Genomic DNA, 13,387 nt, shown 5'->3' on the forward strand with positions numbered 1-13,387 from the left:
GATCGTTTAGGGTCCGGACTTGGTAGCTGAAGGTGAGGGGGACGTGGCCGTGGCCTTGGCGAGGTGGTAGGTCACGACGCTTCCGGCGGCCACTTTGGACCCGGAAGGAGGCTCGGAGCTGACGAAGGTACCCGGATCTTCATTCTTGTTCGTGGGACTGACATCGGCTCCCTTGGCCCAGCGCAACCCGGCGTCCTGGATGGCCTGCTGGGCCCCGGCCTCGCTGGTGCCTGCCTTGATGGACGGGACCTCGACCATTTCCGGGCCCTTGGAGTAGCTGACCGTGATGGTGGTCCCGGGCTGGACCGGGCCGGAGGGGTCGATGTTGGTGACTGTGCCCGGCGTCGCGTCATTGACAACTTCAGCACCGGTGACCTGCAGGCCCTTGCCGATCAGCTCGTTGCGGACCTCGTTGAACGGACGTCCCAGGTAGGCATCCGGGATCAGGTTGACCGCTGCCGGGGTGGACTCGGTGGGTGTCGCGGAGGTGGGTGTGGGGGTGGGAGTCTCGGACGGGGAAGCGGACGACGCCGACGGCGTGGCACTGCTCGGCTTCGCGATGCTGGACGTGGCACTGCTCGTGGCCGGACCCTGCGAGGGGAAGAGACTGCCGGCCTGGCTCAGGACCACACCGACCAGGGCGAACACCACCAGCAGGATCAGCGCAATCAGCGGCCACGTCCACGGGCTGCGCCCGCGGCGCTTCGGCTCCTCCGGTTCGTCGTAGTCTTCCTCTTCCTCTTCCTGCACCCAGCTCCGCTCGGCCGCCAGGGCATCGGCGCGGTTGAGCGCGTTGCGGGCGCCGTAGCCGCTGGCGGCGGCGGCGCCGGCTGCCAGGCCCGCGGCTGCACCTGCACCGGCGGCGCCCACGACGGGCAGCGCGGACGTCGCGGACGTCGACTTGTCCTCTGCCGCGCTGGAGCCAATGACGCTGGTGGCCGCCGTGGGGACGTCGACGGGGGCCGTGATGGGTCCGGTGGCTGCCTCGAAGAGCAGCATGCCCGGCACAGCTGCGTGTGCGGCGGCGATATCACCGTTGCGGATGGCCTCGGCCGCCTCGGAGAGCTTGATGGCGTCGGCCGGGCGGTTCTTCGGATCCTTGGCCAGCATGGACATCAGCAGGGCGCGGACGGGCCTGGGCAGCGTGTCCGGCAGCGGCGGCGGCGCGTCGTTGACCTGGGCCAGCGCGATGGCGATCTGGGATTCCCCGGAGAACGGCCGGTGGCCTGTGAGGCACTCGTAGCCGATCACGCCGAGGGAGTAGATGTCCGACGCTCCGGTGGCGGTCTGCCCCGTGGCCTGTTCCGGTGCCAGGTACTGGGCGGTGCCCATCACCTGGCCGGTCTGGGTCAGCGGAACCTGGTCCGCCAGGCGCGCGATGCCGAAGTCGGTGACCTTGACGCGGCCGTCGGGGGTGATGAGCAGGTTTCCCGGCTTGATGTCGCGGTGCACGAGGCCCTGCGCGTGGGCGACGGCCAGGGCACGCGCCGTCTGCGCGATCATCGAAAGGGTGCGGTCCGGGGACAGCACCTGTTCGTGCTCGATGATGCTGCTCAGGGGCTGGCCCGGAACCAGTTCCATGACCAAGTAGGCGGAACCCTCTTCCTCGCCATAATCGAAGACGTTGGCGATGCCCACGTGGTTCAGGAGGGCGGTATGGCGTGCCTCGGCGCGGAAGCGCTGCAGGAATCCGGGGTCGCCCGTGTATTCCTCCTTGAGCACCTTGATGGCGACAATGCGGCCAAGGATCAGGTCTTTGGCTTTCCAGACTTCTCCCATGCCGCCGATCGCAATGCGCGTGGTCAGCTGGAATCTGCCGCCGAGGGTGATTCCCGAAGTAGGCCTCACTTATTCAACACCGCCTCAAAAATCTTCTTCGCGTTCGGACTGGTTAGGTTTGCGCCAGTGGTGATGTCTACGCCTTCCATGACGATGGTGACGGCCACTTGCGGGTCATTTGCCGGGGCAAACCCGGTAAACCAAGAATTGTTCAGGCCGTTGCCGAGTTCCGCGGTACCGGTCTTGCCGGCCACCTGGACACCGGGCACGGCCGCACGGCTGGCGATGCCGTCGTCGACGACGCTGACCATCCACTCGTTGATCTGCCGTGCGATCTCCGGAGTCGTGGCGGTGCGCAGGGCCTGCGGTTTCGGTTCGCTGATCGTCCGCAGGTCAGGGGCGCGTACGGCCTTGATCAGGTTCGGCTGCATCTGCACTCCGTCGTTGGCGATCGCCGCCGTCATCGTGTTGATCTGCAGCGGCGTGGCGCGGACATCGCGCTGGCCGATCGAGGACTGCGCCAGCCCGGCGTCGTCCAGCGGTTCGCTCGGGAAGAAGCTTGGGGCGCTGTCCAGCTTGAGCTGGTCGCCGAAGTCCTGGCCGAAGCCGAATTTCCCGGCCTCGTCTCCGATGGCCTTCTGCCCCAGGTCCAGGGCGATGCTGGCGAACGGTGTGTTGCAGGACTGCTGCAGGGCAAACGCGAACGACGCCGTCGTGCGCGTGTAGCAGTTGCCGCCCGCGTAGTTGGGCAGCTTGTAGTCGATGCCGGGGAAGGACATTTCGGCCGGGTTGGGCAGGTCGCTGTCCTTGTTGTACTTGCCCGATTTCAGCGCCGCAGAGGTGTCGATGAGCTTGAACACCGATCCCGGTGCGAGCAGCTCGCCCGTGGGTCCAGAGACGTTCTGGTTCAGGTTGATCCCGGGGACCTGGTTCAGCTCGGTGTAGTTGGCCTGTTCGGCGGCAGCGTCCTGGGTGGCAATCAGGTTGGGGTCATAGGACGGCTTGGACACCATGGCCAGGACCGCGCCGGTCTTCGGGTTGGTGACCACGATGTGCCCGCGAATGCCGTCCGGGATGAGGTCGTACGCCAGCTTCTGGAGCTTGGGGTCCAGGGTCAGCTCCACGGACGCGCCCTTGGGCTGGTTGCCGAGGAACAACTGGCCCACCCGGTCCAGGAACTGCTGGTCCGAGCTGCCGGCCAGGACATCGTTCATGGACTTCTCGAGTCCGGTGAGGCCGTAGTTCTTGGAGAAGTAGCCGGTGACGCCCGCGTAGAGCTCCGGCTGGGAGTACGTCCGCTGGAATTTGCAGCTCTCCGTGGCGGGCACGGACTCTGCCACCGGGGTGCCGCCGACAATGATCGCACCGCGGTCGTTGCAGTAGTTCTGCAGGATGGCGCGCCTGTTCCAGGCGTTGGCCTTGAGCTCGTCGGCGCCGACCACCTGCACATAGCTCAGCGCGCCGAAGACCAGCACGAACATCGCGATGGCGGCAATCCATGAATTGCGGATGGCCTGGTTCACAGCTGTTTCACCGCCTCGGTGGGTGCGTCGGGACTGTTTCGGGGATCCGGCGCCGGTTTGGACGGCAGCACGGGGAAGTTCTTGCGGGCACCCGGTTCCTGGCCGGGCGGCAGCGGCGTTGTATCCACCGGGCCGCGCGCGGAGTGCGAAATCATGAGCAGCAAACCCACAATGATCCAGTTCGCCAGGAGCGAGGACCCGCCGGCGGCGAGGAACGGCGTCGTAAGTCCGGTCAGCGGGATCAGGCGCGTCACGCCACCGATCACCACAAAGCACTGCAGCGCGATCGCGAACGAGAGCCCGGTGGCGAGCAGTTTGCCGAATGCGTCGCGGGTGCCCAGCGCGGCGCGGAAGCCCCGGGTGAACAGCAGCAGGTACATCAGGACGATCGCGAAGACGCCGATCAGGCCGAGTTCCTCGCCAAAGGAGGCGATGATCATGTCGCTGTTGGCGAAGGGGACCAGGTTGGGCCGGCCCTGGCCGAGGCCGGTGCCGACCAGGCCGCCGTTGGCCATGCCGAACAGGCCCTCGACAATTTGGAGGCTGCCGCCGAACTGCCGGCCGTAGACCTCATCGGTGAAGGCGTTGAGCCAGCCATCGATCCGCAGGGCCACGTGCGAGAAGACGCGGGCAGCGACGAAGCCGCCGACGGCAATCAGCACCAGGCCGATGATCACCCAGCTGATGCGGCTCGTGGCGACGTAGATCATGACGAGGAACAGGCCAAAGAACAGGATCGAGGACCCGAGGTCGCGCTGGAAGACCAGCACGCCGATGCTCACGAGCCACGCGGTGATCATGGGGCCCATGTCCTTGAACCGCGGGAACTGTACCGGGCCGATCTTGCGGCCGGCCAGCAGGATCAGGTCCCGGTTCGACGACAGATACCCGGCAAAGAAGATGGCCAGGGTGATCTTGGCGATTTCACCCGGCTGGAAGGTCATGGAACCGATCTTGATCCAGACGCTCGCACCCAGGACCTCTCCGGCCGAGATGCCGGGAACCAGCGGCAGGATGAGGAGCACGGCGCTGATGGCCAGCGAAATGTACGTGAAGCGGCGCAGGATCCGGTGGTCCTTGAGGAACCAAATGACCGCGATCGCAACCGCCATGGCCACCAGGGTCCAGCGCAGCTGGTTGTTGCCGGTGTCTTCGCCCACCCTGTCCAGCCGGTGGATCATGGCCAGGCCCAGCCCGTTAAGGGCGACCACAAGCGGAAGTATTACCGGATCGGCATATTTTGCGCGGAGCCGCAGCACCACATGGAAGGCGAGGGCGGCCAGCGCGAGGAGTCCGGACTGGAACCAGAAGTCGGTATCGAACGCCTTCTGCCGGTCCACGCCCACGAGTGCCTGGGCGCCGATCCCTACAGCGAGGGCGAGGACGAGGAGGACAAGCTCCACGTTTCGTCGTGGCCTGGGCACGGGGTCGATGGGTGTCATTTGGCCCCCTCGCAATTCGTAGTCGGGGTGGCGGATGGCGACGGCTTGGCCGCTCCAGGGGAGGCCGCGGCACCTGGCGACGCCGTTGAGCCCGGCTTGGCTGTCGTGCCGGGGGACGGGGTGGCTCCGGCGGCCGTCGCTGCGGGGGACGGAGTGAGGCATTCATCGGCCGGGGCGGTCGTGCCGGTGCGTTCCAGGTTTTTGACGATCCGCTGCGCGTCGTAGAGATCGCGGGCGGGCACCGTCTGGCGCACCCGCTGCTGCGAAAATTCGGGAAGGTCGGACATCTTGATATCGGTTACCGCTTCGAGGGTGGAAAGCTGGATGGGCCCGAGACGCTGCGAGACGCCGTTGAAGATGGCCACATGCTGATCGTGTTCGCCGATGTAGTAGCGCGTCTGGGTCCAGGCGTAGCCAAGCCAGAGCCCGACGGCCAGCAGCGCGACGATCGCTGCGGCAATGGATACCGTGAGCCACCGGCGCGGCCGACCGGCGGGCCTGAAGTCCTCGGCCTCCTCGCGGTCCTGTTCGGACTTGTGCGTGAGGACCGTGGCCGCGCGCCGGGCCACTGTGCGTCCGGCGATGGAAGGAATAGACCCTGATTGCGCTGCTGCGGCGGCGGCCCCGACGAGTTCGTGGGGGCGCATGGAGAGTTCTTCACGCAGGACTTCGGCCGAGAGGTGTTCGCCCAGGTGCGGGTCGGTGGTGGTCTCGGGCTCCTTGCCCTCGGCGGCCTTCTGCGCGGCGGCGGCCGGCGGCGTGCCGCCGGCCGGGGACCCTGTGGCAGGGTCGGCCGGCGGCGGGCCGGATGCTCCTGCCGCCGCGGCCGGCGCGGCGGACCCGGTGTCCTGGGCGGAATTGTCCTTTGTTCCGGACTCGCCGGGGGCTTTCGCGGCACCGACGGTGCTACCGGCCAGGGGCCCGGCCGATGCGGCGGGCGCCGACGTCCCGGCGGCTGCGGGCGCGGGCACGACGTCGACGGCGGCGGTCCGGACGTCATCGCGGGTCGGCTCGGCGATGTCGAGTACCACCACGGTCACGTTGTCCGGGGCGCCTGCTTCCAGCGTCAGTTCAATCAGCAGGTCGGCGCATTCGCCCAGGTCCTTCGTCTCCCGGACGGTGCGCTCCACGACGTGGCCGGCCACGTAGTTCAGGCCGTCAGAGCAGAGCAGCCATCGTTCCCCGGCCTGGACAGGCAGTGTGTCGAGATCCAGCTCCGGGCTGGCATCGACGTCCCCCAGCACGCGCATGAGGACGTTCTTGTGCGGATGTGTTTCGGCCTCTTCGGGGCGGAGCCTGCCCTCATCGATGAGCCGCTGGACGAAGGTGTGGTCGACGCTGACCTGTTCGAACTCGCCGTCGCGCAGCCGGTAGGCCCGGGAGTCGCCGATGTGGGCGAAGTGGAGCTTTCCTTCGGCGAGGAGTAGGGCCGTGACCGTGGTACCCATCCCGGCGAGCTTGGGATTGATGTGGACCAGTTCTGACAGCAGGGAGTTGGCCGTCTGGATTTCGTCGGCGAGGACGGTGCCGGCGTCGCCGTCGTAGTCGTCATGGTCCAGGTGGATCATGTCCAGGACGGTCGCGGCGGAGGCGACGTCGCCGCCGGCATGGCCACCCATGCCATCGGCAACGACGGCGAGGTGCCGGCCGACGTAGGCGGAGTCGTCATTCTTGGCGCGTATTCGACCGACGTCTGAACGCGCGGCGTAGCGCATGATGAGCGGCCGCTTCGGGGCAGGTGTTTTGCCTTCGGCCCTGTCTGCGGGAAATTCCGGGGCAGCCATGGCTACGGCCTCAATTCGATGACCGTCTTGCCGATTCTCACGGGGACGCCCAGCTCCACCGGGAGGGCCCGGGTCAGCTGCTGGTCTGCCAGATACGTGCCATTAGTGGAGCCAAGGTCCTCGATGAACCAGCGGCTGCCCTGCGGGAACAGGCGGGCATGGCGGCCCGAGGCGTAGTCGTCCTCCAGGACGAGGGTGGCTTCCTGTGCCCGGCCAAGGAGGATGGGGCTCGCCGCGAGGGCGATGGTGGTGCCCTTCAACGGTCCCTCGGTCACGATCAGCTGGCGGGCCTGCTGTTTGACCGGGGCCGGCGGCGGTTCGGCGAGGGAAGGATTCTTGCGCACCTGGCGCGCCGTGGGGGCCCCGGCCGCCGCCTTGCGGCCGATCATCAGATCGCGGCGCATGGCCGAGACAATGCTGAAGATCAGCACCCACAGGAGGATGAGGAACCCGAAACGCAGGGCCGTGATGGTCAATTCGCTCATGCGCGGCCGCCTGGGTGGGCGGGCAGTAGGCGGAAGATGATTTTGGTTCGTCCCATCATGATCGTGGCGCCGTCAGCAAGATCCGAACTGCCCACGATCTTTTGGCCGTTGACGTAGCTGCCGTTCGTGGAGCCGAGATCGATCGCCTCGGCCGTACCAGGCCCAGTCCGGATTTCCAGGTGGCGGCGCGAAACGCCGGTGTCGTCAATAAGGATGTCTGCTTCAGAGGACCGTCCGAGAACGATTGAGGGCGCGTTCAGCGAATAGCGCTGGCCGTCAATGTCCAGTACCGGCTGAAGCTGGGCCGGCTGGCGTGTCGGGGCCGCGGGTACGTTGCCGTGGACACCCGGCTGCGCCGGCACGGAAGGGGCGGAGGCTTTCTCGGTACGCGACGTGATGTCGAAATTCCCGGCACGTTGCTCCTCATCGCGGCGGAAACTGATCCGGACCGGGCCCTGGAGAGTGTAGCCCTGGCTCCGGACATGGTTGATGACGACGTCGCACAGTTCCTCCGCGAGCGGTGTGCCCCATTCCTGGGCGCGCTGGAAGTCGTCGCTGCTGAGGAGTACGTCAAAAACGTTGGGGGCCAGGGTGCGTCCCGCGGCGATCGTGATGGCCTTGTTGTCCACCTCGGTGCGGAGGCGGCTCGCGATCTCGACAGGCTCAACCTGGGCGCGGGAACCGGTGGAGAAGACTCCGCGGACGGCCTTTTCGATGCCGCGCTCGACTTTGTCCAGCAATCCCATGGTCCTTCTCCTTTCCTGTTGGCTGCAGGGCAGCGCTCGTTCCGGAACTCGGTTTCCAACTTTTGCGGGCCCGCGCTCAGCGGACACTCCTACATCAGATACTACTGGGCGTGTCTGGGAATGGCCTCAACGGACGCCACGGGGGCGGCGTCAAAATGAGCGGCCGCCGCGCCCTGACGTGCGCGGACACCGCCGGCCGGGCTGCCTCACCGGGTCCCCACGTGACGTCCGGCGGCTGGGCAAATATGGCCGCCAAACGACCCCAAGCAGGGGGCCCGCGGGCTCGATTGGTGTTTTCCGGCAATTGTCCGTTATGCTTGATCTCGCTGCTTTTACGAGGTTGGCGGTCCGGGAAACCGGCCCTATCCGAGTGGAAGAAGTTGCGCGCGAGTGGCGGAACGGCAGACGCGCTGGCTTCAGGTGCCAGTGTCCGAAAGGGCGTGGGGGTTCAAATCCCCCCTCGCGCACGCAATCGAAAGAACCCCGGTCTTGGACCGGGGTTCTTTTGTTTAACCCACGCGGAGGCAGCCGGCGTCGGGGTTTGCGGGTTTCCCCACATTCGAAGGCTCAGACCGGCGTGTTGCGCCGACCCGCCGGTGTTTGGCGGCGTCGGTCCGTCAAAAGTGGGGAAACTCCGCGGCGGACCTACCCCACAGACACCCCCGCTAGGCTGCGCGCAGCGCCCCGAGCCCGGCGAGGAGTGCCTCAAGTCCCAGCCTGAAGGCGACATCGGCCGGTTTTTCATGGCCTTCCTCGGCCAGGCGCTGGACGGCGGCGGTGAAGTGCGGTGTCGACGCGGCCATGGTGCCGGAATCGAAGATGTCCGCCGGCGCCGTGACGTCGTAGGCGGAGCCAAAGATGAAGGATTCGATCGCGACGATGGCCGGGACAATGCGTTCCTGCGGAAAGCCTGCGCGGCTGAAACCGGCGCTGACCGCCTCATACATGGCCAGTGTCTTGGGCGCGTCAGCCACGGGCAGTACGGCAATAACGGGGATCAGCGGGGTGTGCTTGGAAAATACGTCGCGGTAGCTCCAGGCCCAATCCCTCACGGCCTGTTCCCAGTCCCCGGCCTCGAAGGCGGTGACGTCCACGAACGAGGTCAAGTGGTCTTGGACGAGGACCAGCACGTCCCGTTTGGACGAGACATGGTTGTACAGCGCTGAGGGCGCCACGTTGAGGGTCCTCGCCAGGGCAGCCATGGTGAACCCGTCGTAGCCGCTCTTGCCAATCAGCTGCAGGGCCGCCGAAGTGATGCCGTTCTGGTCCAGCACGGCCGCGGCGGGCCGTCCCGCGCGGCGGCGGGGCCTGGCGGCGGGGCCGTGCGGATCGGCCGGGGCGCTGGTTGCTGCCGTCATTCCGGGCCTTTCTTCTCTGCTTGTCTACTCTGCCTGGCTGGCGGTGTCGGGGTCAGCCCGTTCTGCCCCTACTTTACGGGCGAAATTCATTAGGCGGAGGGTCTTCCCCGAAGCGCGCTGAAGGTCTATCATTCTAAATGAACGCCATTCATTTAGTGGTCCGCATCACTCTAGCGGCCACGGGGAGGAACATCATGCTGGAACTTGACCGCGACGTCGTCATCGTAGGAGCCGGTCCGTCAGGCCTGACCGCCGCCCGCGAGCTGAAGAAGGCCGGGCTCAGTGTGGCGGTACTCGAGGCGCGGGACCGCGTGGGCGGCCGGACCTGGACCGACACGGTTGACGGGGCCATGCTCGAGATCGGCGGCCAGTGGGTCTCGCCGGACCAGACGGGGCTCCTGGGGCTCCTGGATGAGCTCGGGCTGCAGACCTATTCCCGCTACCGCGACGGCGAATCCGTCTACATTGGCGCGGACGGCAAGCGGACCCTGTACACCGGTGACACCTTCCCGGTCAGCGAAACCACCGCCGTCGAAATGGACAAGCTCACGGCCCTGCTGGACTCCCTGGCCGCGGAGATGGACCCCGAGGAGCCGTGGGCACACCCCAAGGCCCGCGAGCTGGACACCATCTCCTTCCACCACTGGCTGCGGCAGAACTCAACAGATGAGGAAGCCTGCAACAACATCGGCCTGTTCATCGCCGGCGGCATGCTGACCAAACCGGCCCACGCCTTCTCCGCCCTGCAGGCCGTCCTCATGGCTGCCTCGGCGGGGTCCTTCACCAACCTCACGGATGAGGACTTCATCCTGGACAAGCGGGTTGTCGGCGGGATGCAGCAGGTTTCGCTGCTGCAGGCCGCTGAACTGGGCGACGACGTCGTCCTCGGCAGCCCCGTCCGCACCATCAACTGGGCCGAGGACGCGAGCGGAGGCTACCGTGTCACGGCCGTCTCCGACCGGGCCACGGTGAACGCCCGTTTCGTCATTATGGCCGTGCCGCCGAACCTCTACACCCGGGTGTCCTTTAACCCGCCGTTGCCCCGTCGCCAGCACCAGATGCACCAGCACCAGTCACTTGGCCTGGTCATCAAGGTCCACGCCGTCTACAGCAGCCCGTTCTGGCGCGAAGACGGCCTGTCCGGAACCGCCTTCGGCGCCGGCGCCATTGTGCAGGAGGTCTACGACAACACAAACCACGAGGACCCGCGCGGCACGCTGGTGGGCTTTGTCTCGGATGAGAAGGCCGACGCCATGTTCGAGCTCAGCGCGGAGGACCGCCGCCGCGCCATCCTTGAATCGATTGCGTCCTTCCTCGGCGAAAAGGCCCTGGATCCCGAGGTCTACTACGAGTCCGACTGGGGTTCGGAGGAATGGACCAGGGGAGCCTACGCCGCCAGCTACGACCTGGGCGGACTGCACCGCTACGGCAAGGACCAGTTGACGCCGGTCGGGCCGATCTACTGGTCCTGCTCGGACCTTGCGGCCGAGGGCTACCAGCATGTTGACGGCGCCGTCCGGATGGGGCAGCTCACGGCGGCCAGGATCGTTGCAGCTGCGGACCTTGCGTCCGTCGCCTCGTAGAAAATCCCAACAATTCAGTTGAATGCAGTCCAGTTCAGATAGGAGAGCGGCCAGATGCGTTACGTAGTGGGGTATTCAGCCAATGCCAGAGGCCATGATGCGGTCAATCTGGCCGTCTCCCTAGCGCTCGGGCGGGGGGCGAGCCTGGACCTTGTGCTGGTGGTGCCCGAAGTGCAGCACTCCGGGCACGCCATCGCACCGAAGGCCGGCTTCGAAAATCTGCTCAATGAGCAGGCCCAGGAGTGGCTCGACCAGGCCCTGGCGCTGGTTCCATCCAGTGTCCCGGCGCAGGCCCACATCCGCAGCCATGATTCCGACGCGCACGCACTGATCGAGGCGGCCGAGGAACTGGGCGCGGACATGCTCATCATCGGAGCCACCAGCACCGGGATCTTCAAACGGTTCACGGTCGGGTCGGTGGCCAGCGCACTGCTCCACGCCTCGACCGTTCCGGTGGCCCTGGCACCGCACGGCTACTACCGCCAGGAGGCCCTGACCCGGATCAGCTGCGGGCTCGGAACCCGGGCCGGCGCGGAGAAACTGCTCGATTTCGCCCTAGGCATGGCGTCGAACCGGGACGTGCCGCTGCGCGTGGTGTCGCTTCTGGCCCTCGACGGCGACGATGCGGCCGATTCAGCCGACGCTGCCCGGGAATATGCGGCCAAGTGCCTTGCCGACGCACTGTCTGCCGGCGGGCCGGAAGTTTCAGGGGAGGCGAAGGCGGAGGCCCAGGTGGAGGCGAAGACGGAAATCGTCGTGGCCCACGGACGCAGCATCGAGGAAGCCGTGGACCGCCTGGACTGGGAAGACGGCGAGGTCCTGTTGATCGGATCCAGCCGGCTTGCCAAGGGCCGGTCCATCTTCCTCGGCAGCACAGCGGGCCGCATTCTGCGCGCCCTGCCGGTGCCGATGATCGTGGTCCCCAGCGGCTATGAACTCAAGCAACTCAAACATTCAGCGTCGAGTGACACCCCCCGAGAGGCACAACAATGAGCGCAGACCATGCGACGCCCAATCCGTCGCACACGGGACAGCACACAGGACACAACACAGGACAAAAAACAGGACAGCACACCGAACAGCAGCACGGACTGAGTGAAAAGGGCCTGAAAGCCGGATCGGTGGGGCTCATCGGCGCCGTCGTCATCGGCATTTCCTGTATCGCCCCGGCGTACACCCTCACGGCGGCCCTGGGTCCCACCGTGGCCGAGGTCGGCGTGCAACTGCCGGCGATCTTCCTGGTGGGCTTTGTCCCCATGCTGCTGGTGGCCTTCGGCTACCGGGAGCTGAACAACGCCATGCCCGACGCCGGGACCTCCTTCACCTGGGCCTCGCGGGCGTTCGGTCCCTGGATTGGCTGGATGGGCGGCTGGGGGCTCATCGCCGCGACCATCATCGTGCTCTCGAACCTGGCCGCCGTCGCTGTGGACTTCTTCTACCTCATGCTGGCGCAGATCTTCGGCAATCCCGAACTCGCCGACCTCACCACGAACCTGCCGCTGAATATCGCGACCACGCTGGTGTTCATCGCCCTCGCGTGCTGGATCTCCTACCGCGGCATGGAAACCACCAAGTCCGTCCAGTACGTGCTCGTGGGATTTCAGCTGCTGGTCCTCGCCTGGTTCTCGATCGCAGCGTTCGGCCACGTCGCCAACGGAACCGCCTTTGACGCCACGGCCATCTCCCCGGACTGGTTTAACCCCTTCGCCGTGGGATCCTTCTCCGCCTTCGCCGCCGGCGTTTCGCTGTCCATCTTCATCTACTGGGGCTGGGACGTCACGCTGACCATGAACGAGGAGACCAAGAACCCGGAGAAGACCCCGGGCCGTGCCGCCACGATCACCGTGCTGGTCATCGTGATCATCTACATGACGGTTGCGCTGGCAACGCTGAGCTACGCCGGCATCGGCGACACGGGGCTGGGCGCCGGAAACCCGGAGAACCAGGGCAGCATCTTCGCCGTCCTGGCGGGACCGGTGATGGGTCCGTTCGCCATCCTGATGTCCCTGGCCATCCTGAGCAGCTCCGCCGCGTCCCTGCAGTCCACATTTGTCTCGCCGGCGCGCACCCTGCTGTCCATGGGCCATTACCGGGCGCTGCCGCAGAAGTTCGGCAGGATCAGCCCCACATACAAGTCGCCGAGCTATGCCACGATCGCCTCGGCCGTTGCGGCCGCCGCGTTCTATGTCATCACCCGGACGACGTCGGAAAACGCACTGTGGGACACCATCACGGCCCTGGGCATGATGATCTGCTTCTACTACGGCATCACCGCGCTGGCTTGTGTCTGGTTCTTCCGCGCCGAGGCGTTCAGCGGAGCGAGGGCCTTCTTCTTCAAGTTCCTCGCGCCACTCCTGGGCGGCGTCATCCTGCTGGTCATGTTCTTCAAGACCGCCTACGACTCCATGGATCCCGCGTACGGATCAGGCTCGTCGATTGGCGGTGTGGGGCTGGTCTTTATCCTGGGCATGGGCGTCATCCTGCTGGGCGTGGTGCTCATGCTGGTCATGGCCAAGCTCCGCCCCGAGTTCTTCAGGGGCAAGGTCCTGACCCGCGGGCACTGAGTCCACTGCCAGTTCAGGGAAGGTCCCGGGAAGGTCCCCGTCCGGCAGTCATTGGAAAGTAAGCACACTTACCAATAGGCTGTTCCGAAGGGGGACCTTCCTCCGTTGGAACCAGAACGAGGT

General features: G+C 66.3%; 10 protein-coding genes and 1 tRNA gene. 4 read left to right on the top strand and 7 right to left on the bottom strand.

Translation table 11 applies throughout. From position 1 onward, the window contains the following. Positions 1 to 6: 6 nt before the first annotated feature. Genes C560_RS0109555 through C560_RS0109580 form a run of 6 tightly spaced genes read right to left on the bottom strand, consistent with a single transcriptional unit; the run spans position 7 to position 7,759 of the window. Complete coding sequence (locus C560_RS0109555) at positions 7 to 1,848, bottom strand: protein kinase domain-containing protein (RefSeq protein WP_026538037.1); 1,842 nt, start codon at positions 1,846 to 1,848, stop codon at positions 7 to 9. After that, complete coding sequence (locus tag C560_RS0109560; protein WP_018775650.1) at positions 1,845 to 3,302, bottom strand: peptidoglycan D,D-transpeptidase FtsI family protein; 1,458 nt, start codon at positions 3,300 to 3,302, stop codon at positions 1,845 to 1,847. Before C560_RS0109560 ends, C560_RS0109555 begins: the two co-directional genes overlap by 4 nt. Then, positions 3,299 to 4,744 (bottom strand): FtsW/RodA/SpoVE family cell cycle protein, encoded by a 1,446-nt coding sequence (locus tag C560_RS0109565; protein WP_026538038.1) that lies wholly within the window; start codon positions 4,742 to 4,744, stop codon positions 3,299 to 3,301. The genes C560_RS0109560 and C560_RS0109565 overlap by 4 nt, the downstream gene beginning before the upstream one ends. Beyond that, positions 4,741 to 6,528, bottom strand: a complete 1,788-nt coding sequence (locus C560_RS0109570; RefSeq protein ID WP_026538039.1) for a PP2C family protein-serine/threonine phosphatase — start codon at positions 6,526 to 6,528, stop codon at positions 4,741 to 4,743. The genes C560_RS0109565 and C560_RS0109570 overlap by 4 nt, the downstream gene beginning before the upstream one ends. Positions 6,529 to 6,530: 2 nt before the next feature. After that, positions 6,531 to 7,013 (bottom strand): FHA domain-containing protein FhaB/FipA, encoded by a 483-nt coding sequence (locus C560_RS0109575; RefSeq protein WP_018775647.1) that lies wholly within the window; start codon positions 7,011 to 7,013, stop codon positions 6,531 to 6,533. After that, a complete protein-coding gene (locus C560_RS0109580; RefSeq protein ID WP_026538040.1) occupies positions 7,010 to 7,759 on the bottom strand; it encodes an FhaA domain-containing protein in 750 nt (249 codons plus the stop codon). Before C560_RS0109580 ends, C560_RS0109575 begins: the two co-directional genes overlap by 4 nt. A 384-nt stretch (positions 7,760 to 8,143) precedes the next feature. Here C560_RS0109580 and C560_RS0109585 point away from each other — a divergent pair. Continuing rightward, positions 8,144 to 8,226 (top strand) — tRNA-Leu (locus C560_RS0109585). A gap of 198 nt (positions 8,227 to 8,424) precedes the next feature. Here the strand turns inward: C560_RS0109585 and C560_RS0109590 are convergent. Next, a complete protein-coding gene (locus C560_RS0109590; protein ID WP_018775645.1) occupies positions 8,425 to 9,117 on the bottom strand; it encodes a TetR/AcrR family transcriptional regulator in 693 nt (230 codons plus the stop codon). 194 nt (positions 9,118 to 9,311) lie between these two features. Here C560_RS0109590 and C560_RS0109595 point away from each other — a divergent pair, with 194 nt between their 5' ends. Genes C560_RS0109595 through C560_RS21480 form a run of 3 tightly spaced genes read left to right on the top strand, consistent with a single transcriptional unit; the run spans position 9,312 to position 13,264 of the window. Beyond that, the gene (locus C560_RS0109595; protein ID WP_026538041.1) at positions 9,312 to 10,700 is read left to right on the top strand and encodes a flavin monoamine oxidase family protein; all 1,389 of its coding nucleotides are present in this window, start codon (positions 9,312 to 9,314) and stop codon (positions 10,698 to 10,700) included. A gap of 54 nt (positions 10,701 to 10,754) precedes the next feature. Further along, on the top strand, positions 10,755 to 11,693 hold the full coding sequence (locus C560_RS0109600) for a universal stress protein (protein WP_026538042.1): 939 nt from the start codon (positions 10,755 to 10,757) through the stop codon (positions 11,691 to 11,693). After that, complete coding sequence (locus C560_RS21480; protein ID WP_051533068.1) at positions 11,690 to 13,264, top strand: APC family permease; 1,575 nt, start codon at positions 11,690 to 11,692, stop codon at positions 13,262 to 13,264. The genes C560_RS0109600 and C560_RS21480 overlap by 4 nt, the downstream gene beginning before the upstream one ends. The last annotated feature ends 123 nt before the right edge of the window (positions 13,265 to 13,387 follow it).

It is taken from the genome of Arthrobacter sp. 9MFCol3.1 (assembly GCF_000620385.1).
In the GTDB taxonomy this organism is placed as follows: Bacteria; Actinomycetota; Actinomycetes; order Actinomycetales; family Micrococcaceae; genus Arthrobacter.

What these genes read in the sequence shown, in the direction of transcription:
- C560_RS0109565 (WP_026538038.1), bottom strand. Translation starts at nt 4,744, where the DNA reads ATGACACCCATCGACCCCGTGCCCAGGCCACGACGAAACGTGGAGCTT.
- C560_RS0109570 (WP_026538039.1), bottom strand. Translation starts at nt 6,528, where the DNA reads ATGGCTGCCCCGGAATTTCCCGCAGACAGGGCCGAAGGCAAAACACCT.
- C560_RS0109575 (WP_018775647.1), bottom strand. Translation starts at nt 7,013, where the DNA reads ATGAGCGAATTGACCATCACGGCCCTGCGTTTCGGGTTCCTCATCCTC.
- C560_RS0109580 (WP_026538040.1), bottom strand. Translation starts at nt 7,759, where the DNA reads ATGGGATTGCTGGACAAAGTCGAGCGCGGCATCGAAAAGGCCGTCCGC.
- C560_RS0109590 (WP_018775645.1), bottom strand. Translation starts at nt 9,117, where the DNA reads ATGACGGCAGCAACCAGCGCCCCGGCCGATCCGCACGGCCCCGCCGCC.
- C560_RS0109595 (WP_026538041.1), top strand. Translation starts at nt 9,312, where the DNA reads ATGCTGGAACTTGACCGCGACGTCGTCATCGTAGGAGCCGGTCCGTCA.
- C560_RS0109600 (WP_026538042.1), top strand. Translation starts at nt 10,755, where the DNA reads ATGCGTTACGTAGTGGGGTATTCAGCCAATGCCAGAGGCCATGATGCG.
- C560_RS21480 (WP_051533068.1), top strand. Translation starts at nt 11,690, where the DNA reads ATGAGCGCAGACCATGCGACGCCCAATCCGTCGCACACGGGACAGCAC.